We start from the raw sequence: 25,618 nt of genomic DNA on the forward strand, positions 1-25,618 counted from the left end.
AGGGCAGCGGTGTCAAGATACCGCGGCGCGATAGGCGCCGGGCGTGATACCGATGCGGGCCTTGAACGCACGGGTGAGATGCGCCTGGTCGCAGAAGCCCGTCGCGGCGGCCGCTTCGGCCGACGTTGCCCCGCGCCGCAGTTCCCCTTGCGCGGCGATCACCCGCCGGTCGACGAGGAAGGCATGGGGTGTCAGACCGGTCTCCCGGCGGAAGGCGCGGATGAGGCGATGGCGCGGCAGACCTGCCTCCGCCGCCAACCGGCTCAGGGACAGGTCGTCCGCGTAGCATTCCGCGATCAGACGGCCGAGACGCGCCACACGGTCCGCCTCACGGCCGGTCGCCGCGCGCGGGGTGAGCCGGGCATGATGGGTCAGGCAGTGGGCATAGGCGCGGTAGAGGAGCTCCTCGCCGGCCTGGATGTCGCCGGCCTGGATGTCGCCGGCCTGGGTGTCGCCGGCCTGGGTGTCGCCCTGGGCATCCATCGCCGCGTGGGCGGCAACGAAGAGCGAGACGCCGGCGGGATCATGCACCACGGTGTCCGGAAAATATGGGATGTCCGTCGCGTTCTTCTCACTGAGTTCAGCCGCGATCTCCCGCATGAGGTCCACGGACGGGTAACTCATGCGGTAGCAATATCCGCCGCCATGGGGCGCGCCGTCATGCACCTCGCCGGGGTTGACGAAGACGAAGTCGCCGGGCCCGGCATAACCGCGCACGCCGCGAACGGTCCAAGTCTCGCAGCCGGCGATAACCGAGCCGATGACAAAGGTGTCGTGCGTGTGCGGGACATAGCGATAGGTGCGGAATGTCGCTGTCAGGCAATCGAGTTCCGCGAAATTCGGGCAGGCGAAGAAACGCGTGCGCTCGCCCTCCGCCAGGGTGAAAATGCCCATGGCTTCGTTGGTGGCCGCCTTGCGGCTGGCGTTCGTGTTTCCTTCCATGCGCGAATTCTAGCGCAGCCAAATCCGCTGTCTTGAAAAAAAGTTATGGCCGGCTCAGGCTGCGCCCGAACCGACCGCCTTCGTGCTGGTCAAACGTCAATCCGACGCCGCCGGCTTATTTCCGGTGGGATTGGTCTTTGTCCTTGCCGGCCCCGGGAGCGGACTGCGGGCTCTGCTGGCCGTGAGAGCCGGACGCGCTCTTGCCGCTGCCCGATGTATGACCCTGGGACGGATGCATATCCTTGTGCATGCCCTTCTGGTCCTGCTTGCCCGTGTCGTGTCCACCTTGGTTCGGCATGATCATCTCCTTATGACCGTATGCGTGACCGAATGTGCCGGCGAGACGTCGACCAGATCTCCCGGTCGCACCGCCATCCGTCGCCGGCGCAATAGGTAATAGCTGGGTCGGGTCTTTGTTCCGGTATCTACTGGCGAAACATCAAACAACCATCTGCGAACCGTCAATATGTCGCAAGTGTGATCTTATATTGATCATTATAGGAATAAATTTTATTTGGATTTATTGCCAAGATAGCGCTTCTGCGGCCCGGTATCGGCTGTATTGTCTATAGAGATTGCTTTGAACGTTCAGTCGTTTCAACCTGCGGCCGGAGCCAACCGTCGAACATTTGCGCATTGCCGCGTCGCAGCCTGGAGTCAATTCGCCGTGAGAAAACGGGGGGCGGATGTTCGTGGCTAAGGCGTCTCGTCGAGGCGCTTTCGGAAGAAGACAACCCGTTCCGTTTCGGCAAAGCCGAGTGCGGCATGCATGGCATGGCTCGCGTCGTTGTCGGCGCGTGCATCGGAGGCGAATTCGCGACAGCCAAGCTTACGGCCCCAGGCGGCGACGGCGGCCACGAGGGCACGGGCCACACCCTGGCGGCGAAAGGCAGGCGTCACGAAGATGCCCTCGAGAAAGACGACGGGTGACGTCTCGCAGCCGTTGACATAGTCATGCCGCAGGCTCGCCTCGGCAAAGCCGGTGATCTCACCGGCATCCGATAGGGCCATGAGCGCCAACAGCCGCTGCGGCTCTGCCAGTACGGCCGCGATCTCGCTGCGATGGTCGGCGGTGGGGCAGTCCGGCCAGAGCGCCGCCCGCAACGCGAGCCAGCCGGCTTCATCATCCTGCCGGGCGTGCGTGACCTGTACCATGCTGGGCTCGAACGACATGCAGGATGGTTCTCCTTAGTCCTAGCATCCTCCGCGCGGAGGGCAATCGTGTTGGCACGGCGGCGATCACGGCGCTTCGTGGAAGGTCTTCACCCCCCACCCCTTACCCCTCCCCGCAAGGGGGAGGGGGATCGGCTGGCGGCGTTGTCCATTTTCCAGCCACTCTGCGTGGGTCGGGAGATGGCGGTCTTGAGAGATGGCGCACTTGAGAGATGGCGGACTTGGGAGATGGCGCACTTGGGAGATGCCCGCGACGTTTCCGCGCCCCTCCCCGCAAGGGGGAGGGGTAGGGGGTGGGGAATAACCCCTGCTAGAGCATTTTCGCGTTTCTCCGAATCGCGAAAATGCTCTATGTCTTTGTTTTAGCGCATTTTCTTCACGCGAACCGGTGTCCACTTCGCTCGAAAATGCTCTAGCCCTGCCGCTGGACGAAGCTGTCGAGCACCATCTTGCGGCCGGCCTTGTCGAAATCGACCGTCAGCTTGTTGCCGTCGACCGCGGCCACCGAGCCCGGCCCGAACTTGATGTGGAACACCCGATCCGCGGGTGCGAATTCGGAAGCGGGGCCCGACGACTTGGCGACAAGTTCCCCCTCGATCAGCAGGCCGCCGCGCCCTGAACCGGATGCGCCGCCGTAGCCGCCGCGTCCCTGTGCGAAACCGCCGCGGCTGCCGCCGCCGCTAAAACCTCCCCTGTTCTGGGCACGCTGCCAGCCTGGTGTGGCATAGGATGAGGAGAAGGAGTCCACCTCATCGAAACGGCTCTTGCCATAGCCGCCATAGGAGAAGGCGGCGGGGGCCTCGGTGACCTCGACGTGGTCCTCGGGCAATTCGTCGATGAAGCGGCTTGGGATCGTCGCGTTCCACAGGCCGTGGATGCGGCGGTTGGAGGCGAAGAAGATTTTGGCGCGGCGCCGGGCGCGCGTGATGCCGACATGGGCGAGGCGGCGCTCCTCCTCGAGCCCCGCGCGACCGCTTTCGTCGAGGGCGCGCTGGTTGGGAAAGAGCCCTTCCTCCCAGCCGGGCAGGAAGACCGTGTCGAACTCCAGGCCCTTGGCCGCATGCAGCGTCATCAGGCTGACGCGGTCTTCCGTGTCGTTCTCGACCGCGTCCATGACCAGCGAGACATGCTCGAGGAAGGCCCGGAGATCAGGGAATTCCTCGAGGCTGCGGACCAACTCCTTGAGGTTCTCCAGGCGCCCGGCAGCCTCCGCCGAGCGGTCCTTCTGCCACATCTCGGTGTAGCCGGATTCCTCAAGGATCATCTCGGCAAGCTCGGTCTGCGGCGTCGTGTCGATCAGCGAACTCCATCGCGAGAAGGCCGAGAGCAATTCGCGCAAGGCGCCGCGTGGCTTCGGCTTCAGCTCCTCCGTCTCGACGATGAAGCGCGCCGCCTCCATCAGCGGGATGCGGGCTGCCCGCGCATGCGCATGCAGAACCTGCACGGTCGCATCGCCAAGGCCGCGCTTCGGCGTATTCAGGATGCGCTCGAAGGCGAGATCGTCGGCGGGCTGGGCCACGCAGCGGAAATAGGCGAGCGCGTCGCGGATCTCCATGCGCTCGTAGAAGCGCGGGCCGCCGATGACGCGGTACGGCAGGCCGAGCTGCACGAAACGATCTTCCAGCTCGCGCATCTGGGCGGAGATGCGCACGAGGATGGCGATCTCTGAAAGATTGTGCCCCTTGGCCTGGAGCGCCTCGATCTCCTCGCCGACGAGGCGCGCCTCCTCCTCCGAATCCCAGGCGCCGGTGATCGTCACCTTCTCGCCCGGCTCGTCGTCGGTGCGCAGCGTCTTGCCGAGCCGGCCTTCATTATGCGCGATGAGATGGGAGGCCGTGGCCAGGATATGGGCGTGCGAGCGATAATTGCGCTCCAGCCGCACCACCACGGCGCCGGGAAAATCGTGCTCGAAGCGCAGGATGTTATCGACTTCCGCGCCGCGCCAGCCGTAGATCGACTGGTCGTCATCACCCACACAGGCGAGGTTGCGGTGGCCGGGCTCGCGCCCCTGGGCGAGCAGACGGAGCCAGAGGTACTGGGCGACGTTGGTATCCTGATACTCGTCCACCAGCATGTAGCGGAAGCGCTGCTGATACTGAGCGAGGACATCCGGGTGCTCGCGGAACAGCCGGATGGTTTCGGTGAGGAGATCGCCGAAATCAGCCGCGTTCAGGATCTTCAGGCGTTCCTGGTAGTGGCGGTAGAGCTCCGCGCCGCGGCCGTTGGCAAAGGCGGCGGCTTCGCCATGCGGCACCTGGTCCGGCCCGAGCGCCCGGTTCTTCCAGCCGTCGATATGGCTCGCGAGCTGGCGAGCCGGCCAGCGCTTCTCGTCGAGATTGGCAGCCTGAAGCACCTGCTTCAGGAGGCGGATCTGATCATCCACGTCGAGGATGGTGAAATCGCTCCGCAGACCGACGAGTTCGGCATGACGGCGCAGGATCTTCGTCGAGATGGCGTGGAACGTGCCGAGCCAGGGCATGCCCTCGGCGGCGGGGCCGGCGAGCATGCCGACGCGCGCCTTCATTTCGCGCGCCGCCTTGTTGGTGAAGGTGACGGCGAGAATGTCCGAAGGCCGTGCCCGGCCGGTGGCGATGAGATGGGCGATCCGTGTTGTGAGCACCCGGGTCTTGCCCGTGCCGGCGCCGGCAAGCACGAGCACCGGCCCCTCCGTGGTCTCGACGGCCAGGCGCTGCTCGTGGTTGAGGCCGGCGAGATAGGCCGCGGGCGCTGCGGCCGCACGCGCGCGCTCGCTGAGGCTCCCGCTGCGCGGCGCGATCCGTGACGCCTCGGCATCGCTCTCGCGCTTCGGGGGAGGGTGGTTCAAACCTTGATTCATGTGCCGACCTTGGACCAAAACGCGAACGGCGTCGAGCTTTCACAGGGCACGGGTGGCGCGATTGCGGCGCTGCCCACACCAAAACCGTGGTGCCTGACGGCTTTGATCCCCATATTGATGATACGCCCTGATATAAGTACCGGGAGCGTTCGATGGGAGGGTCGGTGCGATGTGTACCGCAATGCGTGCGAGTGTTTCTTGGGATCGATCAATGGGTTGGGGTCGAGCCATGGGTTGGGATCGATCCATGGGTTCCTTGAAGCAAGACAGTCTTGCGCCGCCAGCGACAGGCGCAGGGAGCGCGGGGAAGAGCATTCCCAGGAAGACTTTCTCCGGGATTGCGGGCGTGTTGCTGATTTTGGCCGGTGCCCAGGCCGCTTTTGCCCAGGCCGATAGCCAGCTCCAGCGCAACTATGAGCAGCAGAATCGCGCCATCGAGCGCCAGTTGCAGGACAACAGCCAGCAACAGCTTCAGCAGCAACAGCTGAACCAGATCCGCGGCCAGCAGATGCGCCAGCAGCTCACGCCTCCGCCTTACGTGCCACCGCCGCCGCCGGTGCAGAACTTCAGGCGGTAGGTCAGGCGGCGTCATTCGCCGCGCGCGCCGCAGGGCAGGCCGGTGTGCAAAGAGGTTCTGTGAGCGCCTGTTTGCGCGGCGCCCGTGTTTTCCTTTCGACACGGGCCAACCGTCGACACGGGCCGCGCGCGCCGCTACAAGAGCCGCGGACCTGGCTGCCGCAGCGCCTTGCGTGCTGCGCATAACGCAAGAACAAGGGGCTGATCGAGATGTTGCAAGCCGCGCCAACCGGCATCCGTCCTTCACCGGAAGCCGTCGCCGCCGTCATCAACGCGCTGGCCGCTGATTTCGGCGCGCGGCTCGTCACCAGCCACGCCGTCCGCGAGCAGCATAGCAACACGCTGACCTGGGTTCCGAGCCAGCCGCCGGATGCCGTCGTCTTCCCCGAGACGGAGGAGGAGGTGGTCGCTGTCGTCAAGCTGTGCGCCGCCCATCGCGTGCCGGTCATCCCGTTCGGCACCGGCACGTCCTTCGAGGGGCATGTGAACGCGCCGCTGGGTGGCATCTCGATCGATACCAGCCTGATGAAGCGTGTCGTCGCGGTGCATGCGGAGGATTTGAGCTGCACCGTCGAGCCCGGCGTGACGCGCAAGGAACTCAACGACTTTCTGCGTGACCAGGGCCTGTTCTTCCCCATCGATCCCGGCGCCGATGCCTCCATCGGCGGGATGGCTGCGACGCGCGCGTCCGGCACCAATGCCGTCCGCTACGGCACGATGAAGGACAATGTGCTGTCGCTCACCGTCGTGACGCCGGAGGGCGAGGTCGTCAAGACCGCAAGCCGCGCCAAGAAGTCCTCCGCCGGCTATGATCTGACGCGGCTCTTCGTCGGCTCTGAAGGCACGCTCGGCGTCATCACCTCCATCACGCTGAAGCTGCATGGGATCCCGGAAGCGGTATCCGCCGGCATCTGCCCGTTCCCAACGGTCCATGCCGCCTGCGACGCCACGATCCTGACCATCCAGACGGGTATTCCCGTCGCGCGCATCGAGCTTCTGGACCAGACCATGGTCCGGGCGGTGAACCTGCATTCAAAGCTTGGGCTGCCTGAGAGCCCGCTGCTGCTGGTCGAGTTCCACGGCACCGATGCGAGCGTGCGTGAGCAAGCGGAGCGCTTCGACGAGATCGCCAGGGATCTGGGCGGCGGCCCCTTCATCTGGGAGACCAAGGCGGAGGACAGGTCGCGTCTGTGGCAGGCGCGTCATGACGCCTATTGGGCGACGCTTGCGCTGCGCCCCGGCACCCGTCCGGTGCCGACCGATGTCTGCGTGCCGATCTCGCGCCTTGCCGATTGTGTCGAGGAGACGCGCGCCGACATTGCCGAGGCCGGATTGATCGCGCCCATCGTCGGTCATGTCGGCGACGGCAATTTCCATGTCCAGCCCCTCGTGAATACGGACGATCCGGCCGAGATCGAGGTGCTCGAAGCCTTCCTGCAGCGCCTCGTGATGCGTGCGCTCGCGATGGGCGGCACCTGCACCGGTGAACATGGCGTCGGCCAGAAGAAGATGCATTATCTGGAGGCTGAGCATGGCGCACCCGCACTCGACCTGATGGCGCGGATCAAGCGGGCGATCGATCCGCTCAACATCATGAATCCCGGCAAGATCGTCGATGTTTAATGCGCGGATGCCCTCGCAATGCCCATCGAGGACGATACGGTGCTGGAGGTCGTGTCATCGTAGAAGCGTCGCAGGGATGCGTCGCCACCGGGTGTGAAGAGTTAGGTTTGCGGCCGGAATACGTCCCCGTTTCAGGGCCGTGAGGCTCGGGCCGTGCGAGGATGTGATCCTATCTCTTTGTGCGAGCATCGGATTTCTTCGACGGCGGGGAGAGCCTTTTCGGTCCGATGCTCTGGCCATTTTCGCGCGAAGTTCGTTAGTATAAGTGAGACTGTAACAGCCGCTGGACCCTGTTTCCTCAGGCCGGCTGTCCCATGACCGATCGATCGATGAGCCGTTAAGCGTGCGCGATATCCTGACGATCATCGCTGGCCTCGTTGTCGTCGTGCTCTGCGCGGCGCTCGCCGTGCCGTATTTCGTCGATTGGGAGGCGCGGCGCGGCGACGTGGAGCTTGCGCTGTCGCGCGCGCTCGGCTTGCCGGTGATGACGCAGGGCGACATCAATCTCAGGCTCCTGCCCACGCCACGGGTGGTGCTCGGCCGGGTCACGATCGGGACGCCGTCCGCCGGCCGCCCCGGCATCACCGCCAATACCCTGTCGGTCGAGCTCGAGACCGCGGCCTTGCTCTCGGGAGCGATCCGCGTGGTCGAGGCGCGGTTCGTGCGCCCGGTGGTGACGGCGGTCGTCGAGGATGACGGGCGCGTGCTGCTTCCCGAGCTCAGCAACTCCCTATCCATGCCGATCACGGCCTTCGGCATCGAGAAGCTCGAGGTCGATGACGGAAGGCTGCACATCATCGAAGCGGAGGGCGGCGTCCGCGACATCGGGCCGATCAACGCCGAGATCCAGGCTGCGGCCCTCGCTGGACCCTGGCGGATCACGGGGCGTGTCGGCGACATTCCCCTGCGCCTGTCGACCGGTACCGTCGATGCCGACGGGCGCCTTCGGGTCAAGGGGGGGATCGGCGATCTCACCGCGCCCCATCTCGATATCGATGGCGATGTCACCCTGGCGTCCGCCGCGCCCGGCCCATCGCGCGCGCTCGCGCCGGCGTTCACGGGCAAGCTCGGGGTGGTGATACCGCTGCCCCAGGCCGAGGCCGCACGCGCGGAGCCGGCGCATCAGGGGGCTGAGGCGCCCCCGGCATTGGCCATGACGGCGACTGTGACGACATCCGGACGGCGCCTGAGGGCCGAGATGGTCGAGGTGACCAATGCCAATGGCGGCTCCAGCCTCGCGCTGACGGGCACCGGTGAACTCGACCTCGGACGGAACGGCCCGGCCTTGTCGATGGCGCTGACGTCGCGCCGGTTGGAGGTGGCCCAGGGCAACGGTTTTGCCGGTCATTTCGGCGCCGTCGGCGAGACGCTCGTCACGACCCTGCCGTCGCTGAAGGCGTCCATCGGTATCCAGGCCGCGAGTTTCGCATTCGCCGGCGAGGAGTTCGGGCCGCTCGACCTCGTCATCGCGCGGCAGGGCGGCAAGGCCACGATCGAGCGTCTGACCCTCGCAGGGGCGGGTGACGCGCGGCTGGAGGCCGCGGGCGATATCGCCTTCGGCACGGCAACCGCGTTTTCCGGACGTGTCCAGTTCAGTACAAAGGAGCCGGCGCGCCTGGCCCTTTCGCTGGGACGCATCGGCCTGTCCAGACCCTTGACGGAAGCAATCGCCGCGCTGCCGGCCGCGCGGGGCACGGCCGACCTCTCCCTGTCCCCGGCCGTGTTCGCCGCGCGCAACATTCGTTTCACATCTGGTGATGCCACGCTCTCCGGCCTGTTCCGCTATACGCCTCCGACCGGGGCGGAGCGGGCTCGTTTTGACGCGCAGCTCGCCGGCAAGGGACTGGATCTCGCCAGCCTGCCGTTGCTTGACACCGGCGCAGGTGGCTTGACAGGGGCGGACCTCGGCCTGGCGATCGATCTTGAGGCGCCCCGCTTCGGGACGATCGCCTCTCCGGGAGGCCGACTGAAGGCGCGCATCACGCGTGATGCCGAGGCGCTGACAATCGCCAGCGCCGAGATGACGAATGTCGATGGCGCGAATATGAGCCTTGCCGGTCGCATCGGCCGCGCTGGGGGCCAGATCGATGGGCGCTTGACCGCGCCGCGTCCGGCGGTGGTGGCGGCGCTTGCCGCGCGCTTCCTGCCGCCTTCTGTCGCCGGGCCGCTGCAACGTCTCGCGCCGCTGGCCGCCCCCCTGACCCTGTCCCTGAAGGCCGAGCGGCGCGATGCGGGCGCCCCTGTGTCGGCCACCATCGAAGGGGAGGCCGGCGGCACCGCCTTCCGGACGGCGCTCAATCTGCCCGCCCAGGAGGTGCAGAAGGCAGCCAAGGCCGATGATGCCCGCGTCGCTGTCGAGCTCGTCGCACCCGATGGCGTCAATCTCCTGCGGCAGCTGGGCGCTGACGTCGTGCCTCTGCCCGGCATCGGCGAAGGGCGGCTTGTCCTCGATGCGAAGGGCCCGACCCTGGCCGATCTCGCCGGCACGGCCGAGCTCAAGGTGGCAGGCGCGGCACTCTCGGTGGCGGGGCGCCTCGGCGCGCCGGAGCGGCCCGGTGGCGCGGCGGTGCTGGCGCAAGGCAAGGTGAAGTTCGCCACGGAGGATCTGGCGCCGCTGGCGCAGGTTCTCGCGCGTTCGTTTCCCGGGCTTCAGTCCGGAATGGCCGCCAATCTGGAGGCCGATGGCCGCCTGACCGCGGAGGGCGTCGCCCTCACGGGTCTCAAGGGGGATGTGGCGGGATCCCCTGTCGCGGGCCGGCTTGCCATCAATGAGGATGGCCGGATCGACGGGGCGCTCACCGTCCCGCGCGTTGCCTTTGCCGATCTTGCCGCGCTGGCGCTGGGGCCGGTGGCGCCGCCGGCCAAGGGGCAGATCTGGTCCTCGCAACGCTTCGTCCAGGCGGCGCCACCGGTCATCGGCAAGGTGGAGCTCGGCTTCGGCCAGCTCGACGTCGTCGACGGCATGGCCTTGACCGAAGGCAAGCTCGTGCTGGACCTCGCCCCCAACGGCGTTACCGTGAGCGATGTCACGGGGCGCTTCGGCGGCGGCTCGGTGCTTGCCACTCTGAGGCTCCAGCGGCAGGGGTCCCTCGCCACGCTGACAGCCAATGTCGGGCTCAAAGACGTGGCCGCGGCGGCCCTCTTCGGCAGTGCGCGGGGTGAGCAGCCTTCCGGGCGGCTTTCCGGGCATATGGAGGCCGGCAGCTCCGGCGAGAGCGTCGCGACCCTGGTCGCCAACATGGCGGGCGGGGGCGAATTGCGCAGCGTCGGCGCAACGATCCCCGCGCTTGATCCGGCCGCGATCGCGCGTGGCCTTGGCAAGCTCATGGCGCAGGAACCCATTCGGGCCGAGGCGGCCCTGGTTCGCGACGCCATCGCAACCGAGCTCGACAGGTCGCACTGGGTTCTTCCCGAGGTGGTGCTGCCCTTGTCCGTCTCGGGCGGGACACTGCGTTTCGGGCCGGTCGCGGTCGAGGATCGCGATACGCAGTTGCGGCTCGCAGGCACGGTCGACCTCGGAGCTCTCACCCTCGACGCGCGCGGCCTGATGGTTTCGCGGCAGTTGCCGCAAGGCTGGAGCGGGGCGGCTCCCGAGATTGCTGTGTCATGGCGTGGTCCGCTCACGCATCCCGCGCGCAGCGTCGAGGCGGCAGCGCTCGCCAATGGCCTTGCGGTCATTGCACTGGCGCGCGAACTCGACCGTATCGACAAGCTGGAGGCGGATGCCAAGGAGCGTGCCGAGCGGATCCGTCAGCTGCGCCTGGAGCGCGAGCGACTGGCGGCGGAGAAGCGGGCCGCCGAACAACGCGATAGCCAGGACCCCAAAAGGCAGGAACCGGCGACCACGGGTGGCACCAACAGCCTGCCGTCGCAGGAGCCGCCGCCTCCGGCCGACAGCAGTCCGGCGGCGCCAATCGTCTCACCTCGCTCGGAGATCCCGGCGATCGTGCCCGCGTTCGCGGGCGATGAGAGTACGGCGATCGGTGCGGGGGAAAGGGAACCGCAGGACAGGCCATCGCTGAGCAGCCATGGTGTACGCCCCGCTCAATCCGTGCGCGTCCCGACCCAGCCGGCGACGAGCGCACATGCGCCATTGAGCGTGCAATCCTTGCCGCTGCCGCGGGCCAGTGCTCCGCTCGACCTCCGCCCGCCGAGCTCCGTTCCCTTGCGGTAGAGCAAATCCGCTTGGATGGAATCGTCTGATGCCATCTAAGCCGGTGAATTTGCTCGTCTATTTCTATGCGGAGCCGATCTGCGAAAGACGGATTTGCTCTCGCCGGGGGCTTTCAGTTCACGGCACGCTTGCGATAGTGCTCAAGGATCGTGACCCGGATCGCCGAGGACAGATTATTCCCGGCGCGGCTCGCATCGATCGCTGCGATGAATTCCGCAATGGGCCGCCCTTGCTCTGCGGCGATTTCCTTCAGCGCTTCCCAAAAAGGTTCTTCAAGCGAGACACTCGTGCGATGGCCGGCGATAACGACCGATCGCTTGGCGACCAGGTTACGCCCCGCGGCCGCCTTCTGGTCGGTGGCCATCATGATGCGGGTTCGCCGTCGGCGCTCCCTTCAACGCCTGGGGACTGTCCCAGGCGATGGGCTTCAAGCCGGCGCTTGTCGCGCTCGTTCTGAACGTCACGCGCCCGGCGGAGAGCCGAGGGCTCTCCAAACCGAGCGCGGTTATGGTCCGCCTGCGTCTCGCGCTCAGCACGAAGCTTCGCTTTACGCATCTGCCTCAGATTGACGATTTCAGCCATATTCGCCCCGTCCTGCGGTGGCCGGAACTGGATAGCCGGCTCAAGCTCTTGTTAGGCGGGCATCATATCGCAAGTTGCGGCTTTCTGGAGGCAGCCCTGGAAGTCGTAAGCTCCTATGCTAATGGGGGCTCAGCATATCCTCCGGCCGGACGATGGCATCGAATTCCTCTGCCGTCACCGCACCCGATTTCAAGGCCTCTTCGCGCAGCGTGGTGCCATTGTGATGGGCCGCCTTGGCGATGGAGGCCGCCTTGTCGTAGCCGACCTTGGGTGCGAGCGCCGTCACCAGCATGAGCGAACGCTGCATGAGCTCGTTGATGCGGCTGGTATTCGCCTCGATGCCGACCACGCAGTTGTCGGCGAAGCTCACGGCTGCGTCCCCGAGCAGCCGGACCGACTGCAGGAAGGCATAGCCGATCACAGGCTTGAACACGTTGAGTTCGAGATGGCCCTGGGAGCCCGCGACGGAGATCGTCGTTTCGTTGCCCAGCACCTGGGCCGCGACCATTGTGATGGCCTCGCACTGGGTGGGGTTCACCTTGCCGGGCATGATCGAGGAACCGGGCTCGTTCTCCGGCAGCGACAGCTCGCCGAGCCCCGAGCGCGGGCCGGAGCCGAGCAGGCGGATATCATTGGCGATCTTGTTGAGACCGGTGGCAACGCTGACAAGCGCGCCATGGGCGAAGACCATCGCGTCATGGGTCGCGAGAGCCTCGAACTTGTTCGGTGCGGAGGTGAAGGGCAGGCCGGTCAGCTCGGCGACCTTGGCGGCGAAGGCCTCGGCGAATTGCGGATGGGCGTTGAGGCCCGTGCCGACGGCCGTTCCACCCTGCGCCAGGCGGTAGAGATCCTCGAGCGTCTTGTTGATGCGGGCCATGCCGAGTTCCATCTGCATGGCATAGCCGGAGAATTCCTGACCGAGCGTGACGGGCGTCGCATCCTGCAAATGGGTGCGGCCGATTTTCACGACATCCTTGAAGGCTTCGGCCTTGTCGCTCAGCGCCTTGTGGAGGTGGGCGAGCGACGGCAGGAGGTGGGCGGTGATCGAACGGGCCGCAGCGATGTGCATCGCGGTCGGGAAGGAGTCGTTCGATGACTGGCCGCGGTTCACGTGGTCATTGGGGTGGACCGGCTTCTTCGAGCCGAGTTCACCGCCGAGGATCTCGCTGGCGCGGTTGCCGATGACCTCGTTGGCATTCATGTTCGACTGGGTGCCGGAGCCCGTCTGCCAGACGACAAGGGGGAAATGGTCGTCGAACTTGCCGTCCATGACCTCCGTGGCGGCGGTCGCGATCGCGTCGGCAAGCGTCGGATCAAGCGTGCCGAGGTCCTTGTTGACGAGCGCGGCGGCGCGCTTCACCAGCGCCAGCGCGTGAACGAGAGGAAGGGGCAGGCGCTCGCCACCAATGCGGAAATTCTGCAGAGAGCGCTGCGTCTGCGCGCCCCAATAGCGGTCCGCGTCGACATCGATGGGGCCAAAGGAATCAGTTTCGCTGCGGATCTTGGGCATCAAGCGCTCCTGTCACGGTTTGGGCAGGCCATATAAGCCTTGAGGCCCGGAGTCGAGAGGCACCCGCAGGAGAAATGTCATTGCAGCAGGAGAAATGTCATCGCAGGGTCTTTTTTGATCCGTCGCCGGCGCGAAGACGAACGTCCCCTGCACCCACGCAAGGGCCAGCCCCGGAACGCGCTGCGCCGCAGGTGAACGCAGCCAGGTCCCGAAACTCAGTCCTGGCGCGGATCCTCTGGCGGTCAGGTCTTTTTGCGAAATGCGTCGAGGCTGACCACCTCGGCCCCCGCTTCCGCGCCGGCTTCCGCCGGTTCAGAGGCAGGTGATGATTTCACGGCGGGCTTTGCCTTCGAGGGGGTCGCGCCAGCATCATCAACGCCCGCGCGCGGATCAGGGCGCTTGGCCGGAGCAATGCCCGGCGTCCCCGACTTGTCGGTCTCCGCTCGCGGCCCGGAAACAGGGCCTGCACCCTTGGCGTCGTCGGCCTCCGCTTCGCTGTCCGTCTCGAATTTCAGTCCGAAATCGACGGAGGGGTCGAAGAAGCCGGTGACGGCCTCGAAGGGCACGAGGAGGCGCTCGGAGACGCCGGAGAATGAAAGCGACACTTCGAAGGCGTAGTCCGTGACCGCGAGATCCCAGAACTGATGCTGGAGCACAATGGTCATATCGTCCGGATAGCGCTCGCGCATGCGCGCCGACAGCCTGACGCCGGGAAAGCGTGTGCGGAATGAGATGAAGAAATGATGGTCGCCAGGCAAGCCATCACGCGCGACTTCGGAAAGAATCTTGCGCACGGCGCCGCGCAAGGCTTCCTGGACGTGGAGATCGTAGCGAATTTGATCCTGGGCCATCAGCTCGGAACGCTTGGGACAAACAACGGACAGGCGGAAAGAAGTGGAGGCTTCTGTTGCCAGGTGCCTCCGAACCCCGCCCGACGGGGCTAACCGCCGGGACTTTGAATCGGATACCTAAACTGCGTTACGCAGCCTGGGCAACCGGAGCATAGTTGTCGTTGGCAACTATATGTTCGGCCCGATAACGGCGGAACCATGCCGAGCAAAAGTCCACCCTTTACACCCTCGTCGATCCTATTTCGCCCCCGCCGAAGGGCAGCCGCCGCGCATGCACGCTGTCGCCGCTGCCCTTTGGTGGAGGCGCCGGGTACCGCCCCCGGGTCCGAAAGGCTTATTGCGATGGCCGTTTATCGCCATAGCCGTCTTGCGACGGCACCAATAATATAGGGGGCTTGATGGCCGCTGGGAAGATCGTCCGAGCGCGTGATGCACAATCAGGGATACGCTCCCCGTATTTTTTTGGCGCGGGCGGGCTCCCGTCCGGCTTCATCTCCATGGAATGAAGGGCCGGCGCTCGTCCCAACAGAACCGAGTGCCGAGCGCTGCAACGCGACATGTTTCGCGCCTTCTTCCCACGCGCGGCGGATATGGGCTTTCTCATCAAGCGAGGGGAAGCCAGCGGCCGCTGACACCCAGGATATGGCGGTGATGTATCAGGATTGGCGCCAGATGCGCCGTAACATTCGAAAATCCCTAGTGTTTTTCGCATATAGGCTCGCTGCCCCCGCATCGTGAAACCAAATGCATTCCCGAAGTATTGTCATTCCGATCAGCATTTTCTGATCGCCTTTGTGAGGTAATGACATGTTGAAACGTTCATTGCTCGTTGCTGCGGCCGCAATTGCTGGCGGCATCGTATTCTCCGCACCGGCCTCGGCTCAGGTTCTCCTGGCTGGCAACTATCTCGCGGGTACGGGCTATCTCGCGGGTACGAGCTATATCGCGGGCGGCCCCGTCTATTTCGGCGGTCCGGTTGCCGGTCCCTTCGTGCCCGGCTACGCGCTGGCTTCTGGTGAGTTCGGCGAGCGCGTCTATGTGCGTGCGGCTCCGCTCGTCACGCATGTCGTGGCTGCGCCCGTCACGCAATTCGTGGCTGCTCCTCAAGTGCGTACACGCGTCATCACCACACGTGTCGTCTCGACCCCTGTGGTGACAACGCGGGTTGTGCGCCGTCATTACGTCGTGGCCACGCAGCGCCAGGTGATCCGTCGTGTGATCCACCGGGCCGCCTACACGACAGTGTCCCCTTGGACGAATGCGGTTTACTACAGCTACTAACGCTTTGAATGATTGCGAATTTGTATGGGCACGTGCTCACAGTACCGTTGACTTGCACAATGCGGCTTTTCGGATCGCGCGCATATCTGGATCCAAAGGTCCGAAGGCATCTGGTAGGGTGACGATTCGACCGGAACAGGGCATTGTGCCGGGATCTGTGGTGGGGCGGCCGCCGGCTAGCGGGGCTGCCCCCCACATCGTTGTTGATGATGGCGAATCGGCAGACAATCGAACTCTGCGGGAGCCATGCCGTCTGCTATGGATAGGCTTGAAGCTTCGGCGCGCCGGAACCATCTTGAGCGGGCCCGGCGGCTATCGCGTCTTCGGCCCGTCCGGCGGCGCCTCCGGCTTATGCGGCAGGTGGACCATGCAGGCCTATCACGACCTTTTGCGGCGCATTCTCGACGAAGGGCATTCGAAGTCCGACCGCACCGGTACGGGCACCCTTTCGTTATTTGGCTATCAGATGCGGTTTGATTTGACGCAAGGGTTCCCCCTCGTCACGACCAAGCGCGTGCATCTGAAATCGGTGGTGCACGAGCTTATCTGGTTCCTCAAGGGCGACACCAATATTCGCTATCTCAAGGACCACGGCGTCAGCATCTGGGACGAATGGGCCGACGCGAATGGCGATCTCGGCCCCGTCTATGGCCGCCAGTGGCGCTCCTGGGCCGCGCCGGACGGCAAGACGGTCGATCAGATCGCCTGGGTCGTCAACGAGATCAAGCGTAACCCCGATTCGCGGCGCCTCGTCGTCAGTGCCTGGAATCCGGCCGATCTCGACAAGATGGCGCTCGCCCCCTGTCATTGCCTGTTCCAGTTCTACGTTGCCGACGGCCGTCTCTCGTGCCAGCTCTACCAGCGGTCCGCCGATGTGTTTCTGGGCGTGCCGTTCAATATCGCGAGCTATGCCCTGCTGACCCATCTCGTCGCGCATGAATGCGGGCTCGGCGTCGGCGATTTCGTGCACAGCTTCGGCGACGTGCATCTCTATATCAACCATATCGAACAGGCACGCCTGCAGCTGTCGCGCGATATCAGGCCCTTGCCGCATCTCAGGCTCAATCCGGCCGTCCGGTCTTTGTTCGACATCGGCTTCGACGACATCGCGTTCGAAGGCTACGCGCCCCATCCGGCCATCAAGGCGCCCGTTGCCGTTTGAACGCCGCTTCCGGGTTGCGCCAACGGCGGCCAAGCTGCACCGGCCATGGCTGGCCGATGGTCGGTGGCTGGCGTTGAACCCTGTTAACGAGAATGCGATGATGCCGTTTCCCGCCTTCAGGCGCCATCATTCCGTATGCCGATGACCAGGCCTCTCGCTTTGATCGCGGCGGTTGCCGACAATGGCGTCATCGGCGACGGCAATCGCCTGCTGTGGCATCTGCGCACCGATCTCCAGCGTTTTCGGGGCCTGACCCAGGGGCGACCGCTTCTCATGGGGCGGAAGACTTACGATTCCATCGGCCGGCCCTTGCCAGGACGCGCCATCGTCGTGTTGACGCGGGACGTTGCCTTCGCGCCGGAGGGTGTCGCGGTGGCGCACGATCTGGCGGACGCGCTGCGGCGCGCGGAGGCGGCGGCGGAGCGCCTCGGCGCCGACACGGTGATGGTGGCCGGAGGCGGAGAGATCTACGCATTGACCTTGCACCTCGCCGCCCGCCTTCACCTCACGCGCGTGCATGCTGCGCCGGACGGCGACACGGTCTTTCCCACCTTCGATCCCTGCGATTTCAGGGAGACTCTGCGCGAGGAGCATCTGGCCGGGCCGCATGACGATCACGCCTTCACTTTCATCGACTATGTCAGGCGCGGGTGAGGGATCGCCTCTCCACGTTCGGACAATGTTTGGATTTTCTTGGCTTTCCGCCATCCCTGATACGCTCGTGAGTTGACGAAGCGCGGTTTTAACCCCACTTGCGCTTGACATGGGCCCCCCAGGCAACCCATCAACCTTGAGCAAACTCTTCGCGGGCGCGCCATGCGGAGGTGCTGATGACCTGTCGCAGGGGGGCGGCCCCGGCGTCTGAACGGGGCGGAATTTGATGGTTTGGGATCAGGCTCGGGCCGGCTTTCGCGCCGGAATGGACCGGAACACCAGAACACGGCGGTAGTGAGGAACGGCTAAGCATGTCTTGGAGCAACCACAGCGGCGGTCCGTGGGGCCAAAAGCCCGGCGGTCCTTGGGGATCGGGCCCTTCGGGAGGCGGCGGCGGCAATCCGCCCGATCTCGAGGACTTCATCCGGCGTGGCCAGGACAAGCTGCGCAATATCATTCCGGGCGGCGGCGCCAGCGGGCGTGGCATCGCGCTGATCGCACTAGGCGCTGTGCTGCTGTGGCTCGCCACGGGCTTCTATACGGTCCGTCCCGACGAGGTCGGCATCAACATGATCTTCGGCCGCTATGTCGGCACGACCGGCGAAGGTCTGCGCTATAATTTTCCCTATCCCATCGGCTCGGTGATCAAGCCGCAGGTGACGACGGTCAACACGATCGAAGTCGGCCAGCGCACGGGCGATACCTCGCGCCGTGTTGCGACGGCACGCGAGGTGCCGGAAGAGAGCCTGATGCTCACCGGCGACGAGAATATCGTCGACATCAACTTCACGGTGCAGTGGCAGGTCAGCCCGTCGCGGCCGCAGGATTATGTCTTCAACCTGCAGAACCCGGACGCGGCCATCAAGGCAGCGGCCGAGAGCACCATGCGCGAGATCGTTGGACGGCGTAACATCCAGTCGGTGCTGACGACCGATCGCGGCGCGATCGAAGCTGAGGTTCGCCAGTCGATGCAGAAACTGCTCGACGAATATGGCGCCGGCGTCGAAATCCGCCAGGTTCAGCTCCAGAAGGTCGACCCGCCGCAGCAGGTCATCGATGCCTTCCGCGACGTGCAGGCGGCCCGCCAGGATCAGGACCGCATTCGCAATGAGGCCGAGACCTATGCGAGCCGCGTCGTGCCGGAGGCGCGTGGTGAGGCCACGCGCATCATCCAGGCGGCCGAGGGCTATCGTGAACGCGCCGTCGCGGAAGCGCGCGGTGCCGCATCGCGATTCACGCAGGTCTACGAGGCCTATGCTGCGGCACCGGACGTCACCCGTGAGCGCATGTTCATCGAGACGATGGAGCGTGTGTTGTCCGGGTCGGACAAGGTGCTGATCGATTCCAAGGAGGGCCAGGGCGTCGTGCCGTATCTGCCATTGGGTGAACTGCAGCGGTCGACGCCGCCTGTACAGGGTTCGACGGTGCGTCAGGGAGCCACGCGATGAGCAGCGCCCTCAAGACCGTCGGCATCATCGCCGTCCTCATCCTCCTCGTGGTCTTCTACAGCGCGACTTTTGTCGTCAGCCAGACCCAGCAGGCTCTCGTTCTGCGCTTCGGCGGCGTGCGCCAGGTCATTTCGAGCCCTGGCCTCTACTTCAAGGTGCCGTTGATCGAGAGCGTGGTCTATCTCGACAAGCGTGTGCTGGACCTCAACCTGCCCGAGCAGGAGGTGATCGCCTCCGACCAGAAGCGTCTCGTCGTCGATGCCTTCACGCGCTATCGCATTACGGATCCCGTGCGCTTCTACCAGACGGTCAGCAACGTGGCCGGCGCCAATCTCCGGCTCGCCAATATCATCAATTCGACGGTTCGCCAGTTTGTGGCTGACGCGACCTTCACGGAGATCGTGCGGACGCGCCGCGAGGAGCTGATGCAGCGTATCCGTCAGGAAGTGAACACCCAGGCGAACGGCCTCGGCATTTCCGTGGTGGATGTGCGGCTGCGCCGCGTGGACCTGCCGCAGCAGAACAGCCAGGCCGTGTTCCAGCGCATGCAGACCGAACGCCAGCGCGAGGCCGCCGACATTCGCGCCCAGGGCTCCGAGCTTGCGCAGGGCATCAGGGCTCGTGCCGACCGCGAGGTGACGGTTATCAAGGCCGAGGCGAGCCAGAAGGCGGAAACCTTGCGCGGCGAGGGCGATGCGGAGAGCAACCGCATCTACGCCGAAGCCTATAATCGCGATCCGAGCTTCTTCGCCTTCTTCCGCTCCATGCAGGCCTATGAAACGGGGCTTGGCGCGCAGGCCGCGGGGGGGACACGGCTCGTGCTCTCACCGAACTCGGATTTCTTCCGCTACTTCGTTGATCCGGCGGGGAAACTGCCCGGGCAGGCGACGCCACCTGCTGCCCGCCAGGGCGCACCGGCCGCCAATCCCTGATCAAGCATGCGGCGGGATCCGGACCGTGGCAGCAGCGCGCTCGCGTACAAGAAAAAATGGCGGGTGGATATGGCGGGTGGACATTGCATGTGGACATGGCATGTGAAGGAGGACGCCCCTCCTTCATTTGTATCGTGATGGCAAGCAGGGGCTTGGCATGACCGATTTCTTGGCCGCGTTGGGCTTGTTGCTCGCCATTGAAGGAATCGTGTTCGCCGCCTTTCCCGCCGCAACGCGCAAAGCGCTCGCAGAGGCTGCGGAGGCTCCAGTCGAACGGATGCGTGTCGTCGGCGTTATTTCAGCGGTCGCCGGCGTTTTCATCGTCTGGGTTGTGCGAAGTGGCGTGATCTAGGGTCAGAAGAACGCCGGCGGAATTTGATCGGGCCTTTGCATCCGCTGCCATATCTCTGCCGTCGCCGTGAGCCACTCGTTGACGGGGAAGTGACAGAGGAGCCGTCGCAGGGCTGCCTCATTCGTGCTTCAATAGGTGCCGCCCAGAGGCGGCGTTGGTTTCAAGAGATAGAGGGCTTCCATGGCCGGTTTTCCGACGTTATCGATGTCCTTGGTGGCGACGAAGGCAAGGCGGGTCGCATCTGCGATAGCGATTGTGTCGGCCGTCACGCTCGCGGCACCGCTGCCAGCATCGGCGCGGGGCCCGGAGTCCTTCGCAGATCTCGCCGACCAGGTGACGGATGCCGTGGTCAATATTTCCGCGGCCACGACGGGCGGGACGACGCGGGAGCGCGCGATGCCGCAGTTGCCGCCGGGCACGCCCTTCGAGGATCTGTTCGAGGAGTTTTTCAAGCGCCGTGGGCAGGGGGGCGATGCGCCGCAGGCCCCGCGCCGCGCAAGCTCGCTCGGCTCGGGCTTCGTGATCGATTCCACGGGTATCATCGTGACCAACAACCACGTCATCGGTGAGGCCAACGAGATCACCGCCATCTTCAATGACGGCACAAGGTTGAAGGCCGAGCTTCTGGGCAAGGACGCGAAGCTCGATCTCGCGGTGCTCAAGGTCAAGCCCGACAAGCCGCTGAAGGCGGTGAAATTCGGCGATTCCGACAAGCTGCGCATCGGCGACTGGGTGATCGCGATCGGCAATCCGTTCGGGCTCGGCGGCTCGGTCTCGGCGGGCATCGTGTCCGCGCACAACCGCAACATCGATCAGGGCCCGTACGACAACTACATCCAGACGGACGCGGCCATCAACCGTGGCAACTCGGGCGGCCCGCTGTTCAACATGGCCGGCGAAGTGGTCGGTATCAACACGGCGATCCTGTCGCCGACGGGCGGATCGGTCGGCATCGGCTTTGCCGTCCCCTCGTCCATGGCGGCGACGGTCGTCGACCAGTTGCGTGAATTCGGCGAAACCCGCCGCGGCTGGCTCGGCGTGCGGATCCAGGGCGTCGATGACCAGACCGCCGAGGCGCTGGGGCTGGAGAAGGCCCGTGGCGCGCTTGTGGCCGGGGTCGACGAGAAGGGGCCTGCCAAGCCCATCGGTATGGAAATCGGTGACGTCATCGTCAAGTTCGACGGCAAGGACGTGAAGAGCGCCCGAGATCTGCCGCGTATGGTGGCGGCGACCCCCGTTGGCAAGGATGTCGAGGTTGTTTACCTCCGCAAGGGCAAGGAAACCACGGCCACGGTGAAGCTCGGCCGGCTCGAGGACGGCGAAAAGCAGGCGAATTTGGCGAAGGATAGCGGCGTCGAGAAGCCGGTGGCGCGCAAGGCGCTCGGCCTCGATCTGTCCAGCATCACCGACGATCTGCGCCGCCGGTATTCGATCAAGGATGACCTGAAGGGCGTGGTCGTCACGCGGGTCGATCCCAATTCCTCGGCCGCCGACAAGCGGATCCAGAGCGGCGACGTCATCATGGAGGTCGGCCAGGAGTCCGTCTCCTCGCCGGCCGACGTCACCAAGCGTGTTGAGGCCTTGAAGAAGGATGGGAAGAAGTCCGCCCTTCTTCTGGTGGCCAATGCGCAGGGCGAGGTCCGCTTTGTCGCCGTGACCATCGAGTAGTAGCGCAGGCGGGGCTATCCTCAGCCTCTCATCAATGTTTATGGCGGTCGTCCCGATGGTTCGGGACGACCGTTTTCTTTATGACGGAGGCCGCGTGTAGACAGAGACCGCGCCCGGGACGACATGGAAGCTCGCCGGCGTCTTCCCCGTCAGCTCGCCATCGGTATTGATGCTGCGCGGACGGCGAGTCTCGACCGTGCAGGCCGTCGTGGCGAAGGTCATGACGTCGCGCCAGCGTCCCTGCGTGCCCTGCTTGAGGGCGGGGACGAGGGCGAGCAATTGCCACCAGTGCTGAACGCCGAGGCTGTAGACGTGAAGCAGGCCGTCATCCGGCCGCGCGTCGAGGTCGACTGTGAGGCCGCCGCCGTAGTGGCGACCGTTCCCCACCGACACCTGGACGGTACGGAGGACCTTGCGCTTGTCGTCGTGCTCGATCGTCACGGTGAAGGGACGCATGCGCGCCAGGATGCGCAGGCCCGCGAGCGCATAACCAAGGGTGCCGAACCGCTTCTTGGCGTCGGCTGTCAGCTCCCGCGCGAGATCGGCGCTGAAGCCGATGCTGGCGACATTGAAGAAGGGGACGCCGTTCACCTCGCCGAGATCGATGGGGCGGTGATGGCCTTCCACGATGATGGCGGCCGCCTCCACCGGGACGGCGGGGATGCCGAGGCTGCGGGCGAGATCATTGGCGGTTCCCAGAGGGAGAATGCCGAGCGGCAGATCAGTCCGGGCGAGAGCAGGGGCGGCGCGGTTCAGCGTGCCGTCACCGCCGCCGATGATGACGCAGTCGCAACCGGCTTCGCGCGCCTTGTCGATGGAAACAGCGACTTCCAGCGGATCGGCCTCCATGAGCGCGATGCCACCGGCGCGCAGGCGGTTGAGCGCCGCCTCGGGGACTCGGGATCCGTTGCGCGCCTGCCGATTGACAACCAGCAGGGCCTTGCGGGCGGTTTCTGGCACGATGATCTCCGCGTGGCTGCATCGCCCTGGCGAGCAGCATGACAGGCTGATAGTTGCAGTGAGGTTTCCGGGGAATGATTATGGCGCCGTTGCCACTCCTGCCGCACCGGATAGGCAGACAGCGGCGTCCACATCGATCTTCTTCACCATGCCCCATATTGTGGGGGGACCACGGTCACACAACGGCGCGATGAGGATAAAGATTGCGGTTCGATCTGACGGCTATGTCAAAGGGCCTGATGCGCGAGGTCGGCCTGGTCGCCGCTCTCCTGGTGGCGGCCGGCGGCATTCTGGGCTTTCTGGCAGTTGCCGAGGACATGCGGGAAGGCGAATTGCAGGCTTTCGACACCGGCATCCTGCTCGCCTTGCGCAACCCCCAGGATCTCGCCGATCCCATCGGACCCCAATGGCTGGAGATCGGCATGCGGGATATCACGAGCCTCGGCAGCATTCCGGTGCTCGCGCTGATCGTTGCCGTGGTGATCGGCTATCTCGTCCTGGCACGCAAGCCCGGCGTCGCTCTGCTCGTCGCGATCTCCGTCGGCGGCGGATTGCTGCTCGGTCATCTCCTGAAGCTTCGCTTCGAGAGGCCGCGGCCGGATCTCGTCGCCCATCTCGTCGATATTCATTCGCTCAGCTTCCCCAGCAGCCACGCCATGCTTTCGGCCGTCACCTATCTCACGATCGGGGCTCTTCTGACGCGCGTCGAGCGAAGGCGCATCGTCCGCCTGTATATCCTCGTGGTTGCCGTCGGCCTGACGTTGCTCGTCGGCCTGAGCCGGATCTATCTCGGCGTGCACTGGCCAAGCGACGTCTTGGCGGGCTGGTGTGCCGGCGCGGCCTGGGCCATGGGCTGCTGGGTCGTGCTTGCCCTGGCTCAGGGGCGGTGGGTGCGGGGAAGGGATGGCGTGACGCCACCGCCTTCGGCGAGGAGCGCGGTCGAGCCGAGGTGAACGGCCAGCGCGCGGCGCACGCAAAGGGCGTGGAACTGCGTCGTGTGCATGGGTTCTCCATCGAGATTGACGTGCAACACGTCATCCGAGGTGAAGTCGATCCATGGGCTCTTCACGCGGATCACGAGCTCCTCGATCGCGACCGCGCCTTGGCTGAGCAGGCGGCCGAACGCATCCAGGCGCTTGTCCGGACTGAGTTCCGGCAGGATCATCAGGTCAAGCAGGCCGTCGTCGATGAGCGCATCGGGGCACAGGCGGATGCCGCCGCCGGCCTGCCTGCCGTTGCCGATGGCGAGCGCGAGAAAGCGTCCCTCCCATTCAAAGCCCTCGGCGCGGAAACGGCCGCTGTTGGACGAGAGTTCCCGGAACCGGGACAGGCCCGTGAGCAGATAGGCAAGCCCGCCGAGGTGGCGTTTCAGTTCAGGGTCTGTCTCGACGGTGACGCGTGAGCCGAAACCGCCCGTCATGACATTGATGAAACCGCGGTCGTTGATGCGCCCGACATCGATGACATGCGCGGGTCCCTCCGCGGCCAATCGCAGGGCCGCCGTCATGTCGGTGACGGGGATTTCCGCAGCTCGCGCGAAATCATTGGCGGTGCCCAGCGGAAGGATACCGAAAGAGCAGCGCTCTGGCGGACGGGCGGTCAGGCCCGCGGAGAAGACCTCGTTGACCGTGCCGTCGCCGCCACCGGCGACAATGACATCGACATCCCCGTGGCGTGCGGCTTCCACGGCCTCCTGCGCCATCCGGGCCGCATCGCCGGCTTCGTAGGTCACGCGAACGCCAATGCCATGGCCGTCGCGGCGCAAGCTGCGGACCGCCTGGCGTACCCTCAGATCACCGGCGGCCTTGCCATGCAGAATGATGCGGAGCTTCGTCATGATCCGTCACCTTAAGCCTTCTGTTGGCGCCCGTGTGAGAGCCGGGATACCCGGCACACCAGCGCGGATCGCTTGCGAGAAGTCCGAGCTCCCGTCGGCCGCGATGGCACGCTCCGTGATGCGGCCCCGCGCCCTGAGCGCCTCGACGCTGGTGTGGGTGTCGAGGCCGCCGACGTCGTAGATATACTCCGGCAGGTACCCTGACAGCACCAGCCGGTAGTCCATGGGCAGGCCCGGCACGATCCGCTTCACCATTTCATAGACGATGGTGGTGCAGTTGGCGGTGATGGTGTTGTAGAAGCGAGGCCGTTCGATGAGCGCATTCGCCGCCTCGACATAGGCGATGAAGAGTGAGCGCGCGGCCTCCTTCGGCATGCGGATCCGGTAGATATAGGTGTCCTCGCCGCGCACATTCGGACGCAGCCGGATGATATCGCGCTCGTCAGCGGCGACGATGCTGGTCTCGAACTCCTTGAAGAAGCCGCCGATCTCCGAGAAGCTTTCATTCTTTTCCTTGCGGATCTCGACCGAGAAGACGACGAACTGGCCGTCGGCGAAGCCGAAAGATACCAGCGTGTGGGCGATTCCCGGCCGTCCCCAGTAGGAGAGAATCATGTCGACGGAGGTCAGCGTGTCGAGGTCATAGCGGCGTGTTTCCCAGCGCGGCGTGTAGTCGGTCTCCGTCCGCCACGCGAAGTTGCGGACGTTATGCAAGGTGACGCTGTTGCCGTTGATCTCCGCCGAGAGCATCTCGGCGACGTCGTCCGCCCATTGGCGGTTGTTCGATGGCTTGATGCTGCTCCACCACAGGCCAAGCCCGATGAGCACCACGGCATAGAGGAGAAGCGATCGCCAGTCTCCCCGGACCAGCATGACGATGGTCAGGAGCGAAAGTAGCCCCCATGCGGCCATTGCCGCGTAGCGACCGTAGACGCCGACAGGGAGCCTGAACCACAAGGCCCCTGACCACCAGATCCCGCAGAGGATGATCGCGACCACGAGAAGGGCGACCACGATCATGCGCAAACCTCGTGGAATGGGGGAGCGGTGATGCGTG

23 protein-coding genes and 1 other RNA gene are annotated in these 25,618 nt (G+C 65.2%); 11 read left to right on the forward strand and 13 right to left on the reverse strand.

The window, feature by feature from the left end; translation table 11 throughout:
* Positions 1-12: 12 nt before the first annotated feature.
* From C7450_RS22020 to C7450_RS22040, 4 genes are all read right to left on the reverse strand, one after another.
* Positions 13-942, reverse strand: a complete 930-nt coding sequence (locus C7450_RS22020) for an AraC family transcriptional regulator (RefSeq protein ID WP_110376598.1) — start codon at positions 940-942, stop codon at positions 13-15.
* A gap of 115 nt (positions 943-1,057) precedes the next feature.
* A complete protein-coding gene (locus C7450_RS22025) occupies positions 1,058-1,240 on the reverse strand; it encodes a hypothetical protein (RefSeq protein ID WP_146227447.1) in 183 nt (60 codons plus the stop codon).
* Positions 1,241-1,638: 398 nt separating this feature from the next.
* Positions 1,639-2,097: an aminoglycoside 6'-N-acetyltransferase gene (gene aac(6'), locus C7450_RS22030; RefSeq protein ID WP_110376671.1), complete on the reverse strand. Its 459-nt coding sequence runs from the start codon at positions 2,095-2,097 to the stop codon at positions 1,639-1,641.
* Positions 2,098-2,527: 430 nt separating this feature from the next.
* Complete coding sequence (locus tag C7450_RS22040; RefSeq protein ID WP_110376601.1) at positions 2,528-4,951, reverse strand: ATP-dependent helicase; 2,424 nt, start codon at positions 4,949-4,951, stop codon at positions 2,528-2,530.
* A gap of 346 nt (positions 4,952-5,297) precedes the next feature.
* On the opposite strand from C7450_RS22040, the gene C7450_RS22045 reads away from it, so the two are divergent.
* The 3 genes from C7450_RS22045 to C7450_RS22055 all read left to right on the forward strand — a co-directional run bounded on the left by C7450_RS22045 (position 5,298) and on the right by C7450_RS22055 (position 11,324).
* On the forward strand, positions 5,298-5,528 hold the full coding sequence (locus tag C7450_RS22045) for a hypothetical protein (protein WP_146227449.1): 231 nt from the start codon (positions 5,298-5,300) through the stop codon (positions 5,526-5,528).
* Between the two features lie 209 nt (positions 5,529-5,737).
* The gene (locus C7450_RS22050; protein WP_110376603.1) at positions 5,738-7,150 is read left to right on the forward strand and encodes an FAD-binding oxidoreductase; all 1,413 of its coding nucleotides are present in this window, start codon (positions 5,738-5,740) and stop codon (positions 7,148-7,150) included.
* A gap of 343 nt (positions 7,151-7,493) precedes the next feature.
* Positions 7,494-11,324: an AsmA family protein gene (locus tag C7450_RS22055; RefSeq protein ID WP_110376604.1), complete on the forward strand. Its 3,831-nt coding sequence runs from the start codon at positions 7,494-7,496 to the stop codon at positions 11,322-11,324.
* Between the two features lie 112 nt (positions 11,325-11,436).
* Here C7450_RS22055 and C7450_RS22060 read toward each other — a convergent pair whose 3' ends face one another.
* The 5 genes from C7450_RS22060 to ssrA form a co-directional block, all read right to left on the reverse strand.
* Complete coding sequence (locus tag C7450_RS22060; protein ID WP_245450050.1) at positions 11,437-11,691, reverse strand: ribbon-helix-helix domain-containing protein; 255 nt, start codon at positions 11,689-11,691, stop codon at positions 11,437-11,439.
* Positions 11,688-11,906, reverse strand: coding sequence for a DUF4169 family protein (locus C7450_RS22065; protein ID WP_110376606.1), 219 nt, complete (start codon positions 11,904-11,906; stop codon positions 11,688-11,690). The genes C7450_RS22060 and C7450_RS22065 overlap by 4 nt, the downstream gene beginning before the upstream one ends.
* 118 nt (positions 11,907-12,024) lie before the next feature.
* Positions 12,025-13,416 carry a class II fumarate hydratase gene (fumC, locus tag C7450_RS22070; RefSeq protein ID WP_110376607.1) on the reverse strand — a complete coding sequence of 464 codons (1,392 nt, stop codon included), beginning with the start codon at positions 13,414-13,416 and terminating at the stop codon, positions 12,025-12,027.
* Positions 13,417-13,658: 242 nt separating this feature from the next.
* Positions 13,659-14,267, reverse strand: coding sequence for an SspB family protein (locus C7450_RS22075; RefSeq protein ID WP_110376672.1), 609 nt, complete (start codon positions 14,265-14,267; stop codon positions 13,659-13,661).
* Positions 14,268-14,309: 42 nt separating this feature from the next.
* Positions 14,310-14,683: a transfer-messenger RNA gene (ssrA, locus tag C7450_RS22080) on the reverse strand.
* 391 nt (positions 14,684-15,074) lie between these two features.
* Here ssrA and C7450_RS22085 point away from each other — a divergent pair.
* From C7450_RS22085 to C7450_RS22110, 6 genes are all read left to right on the forward strand, one after another.
* Entirely contained in the window at positions 15,075-15,548 is a 474-nt protein-coding gene (locus tag C7450_RS22085) for a hypothetical protein (protein WP_146227451.1), read from the forward strand.
* Between the two features lie 367 nt (positions 15,549-15,915).
* Positions 15,916-16,710 carry a thymidylate synthase gene (locus C7450_RS22090; protein WP_110376673.1) on the forward strand — a complete coding sequence of 265 codons (795 nt, stop codon included), beginning with the start codon at positions 15,916-15,918 and terminating at the stop codon, positions 16,708-16,710.
* A 141-nt stretch (positions 16,711-16,851) separates the two neighbouring features.
* Positions 16,852-17,364 (forward strand): dihydrofolate reductase, encoded by a 513-nt coding sequence (locus C7450_RS22095; RefSeq protein ID WP_110376674.1) that lies wholly within the window; start codon positions 16,852-16,854, stop codon positions 17,362-17,364.
* A 311-nt stretch (positions 17,365-17,675) separates the two neighbouring features.
* A complete protein-coding gene (gene hflK, locus C7450_RS22100) occupies positions 17,676-18,812 on the forward strand; it encodes an FtsH protease activity modulator HflK (RefSeq protein ID WP_110376609.1) in 1,137 nt (378 codons plus the stop codon).
* Entirely contained in the window at positions 18,809-19,744 is a 936-nt protein-coding gene (gene hflC, locus C7450_RS22105) for a protease modulator HflC (RefSeq protein WP_110376610.1), read from the forward strand. Before hflK ends, hflC begins: the two co-directional genes overlap by 4 nt.
* Positions 19,745-19,901: 157 nt before the next feature.
* Positions 19,902-20,096: a DUF2065 domain-containing protein gene (locus C7450_RS22110; protein WP_110376675.1), complete on the forward strand. Its 195-nt coding sequence runs from the start codon at positions 19,902-19,904 to the stop codon at positions 20,094-20,096.
* A 128-nt stretch (positions 20,097-20,224) separates the two neighbouring features.
* Here C7450_RS22110 and C7450_RS34695 read toward each other — a convergent pair whose 3' ends face one another.
* Positions 20,225-20,365 carry a hypothetical protein gene (locus C7450_RS34695; RefSeq protein ID WP_245450060.1) on the reverse strand — a complete coding sequence of 47 codons (141 nt, stop codon included), beginning with the start codon at positions 20,363-20,365 and terminating at the stop codon, positions 20,225-20,227.
* Here C7450_RS34695 and C7450_RS22115 point away from each other — a divergent pair.
* Entirely contained in the window at positions 20,301-21,764 is a 1,464-nt protein-coding gene (locus C7450_RS22115; RefSeq protein ID WP_245450058.1) for a DegQ family serine endoprotease, read from the forward strand. The genes C7450_RS34695 and C7450_RS22115 overlap by 65 nt on opposite strands.
* A 78-nt stretch (positions 21,765-21,842) precedes the next feature.
* On the opposite strand, the gene C7450_RS22120 is transcribed toward C7450_RS22115, so the two are convergent.
* On the reverse strand, positions 21,843-22,724 hold the full coding sequence (locus C7450_RS22120; RefSeq protein WP_342588533.1) for a lipid kinase: 882 nt from the start codon (positions 22,722-22,724) through the stop codon (positions 21,843-21,845).
* Positions 22,725-22,927: 203 nt separating this feature from the next.
* Between C7450_RS22120 and C7450_RS22125 the strand changes: the two genes are divergently transcribed.
* On the forward strand, positions 22,928-23,677 hold the full coding sequence (locus C7450_RS22125; protein ID WP_245450051.1) for a phosphatase PAP2 family protein: 750 nt from the start codon (positions 22,928-22,930) through the stop codon (positions 23,675-23,677).
* Here the strand turns inward: C7450_RS22125 and yegS are convergent.
* Together yegS and C7450_RS22135 are read right to left on the reverse strand one after the other, a co-directional pair.
* Positions 23,602-24,561 carry a lipid kinase YegS gene (gene yegS / locus C7450_RS22130; protein WP_110376614.1) on the reverse strand — a complete coding sequence of 320 codons (960 nt, stop codon included), beginning with the start codon at positions 24,559-24,561 and terminating at the stop codon, positions 23,602-23,604. The two genes, C7450_RS22125 and yegS, sit on opposite strands and share 76 nt — an antisense overlap.
* A gap of 6 nt (positions 24,562-24,567) precedes the next feature.
* A complete protein-coding gene (locus tag C7450_RS22135; protein WP_110376615.1) occupies positions 24,568-25,581 on the reverse strand; it encodes an Lnb N-terminal periplasmic domain-containing protein in 1,014 nt (337 codons plus the stop codon).
* Positions 25,582-25,618 lie beyond the last annotated feature (37 nt).

This window comes from Chelatococcus asaccharovorans (assembly GCF_003201475.1).
GTDB lineage: Bacteria > Pseudomonadota > Alphaproteobacteria > Rhizobiales > Beijerinckiaceae > Chelatococcus > Chelatococcus asaccharovorans.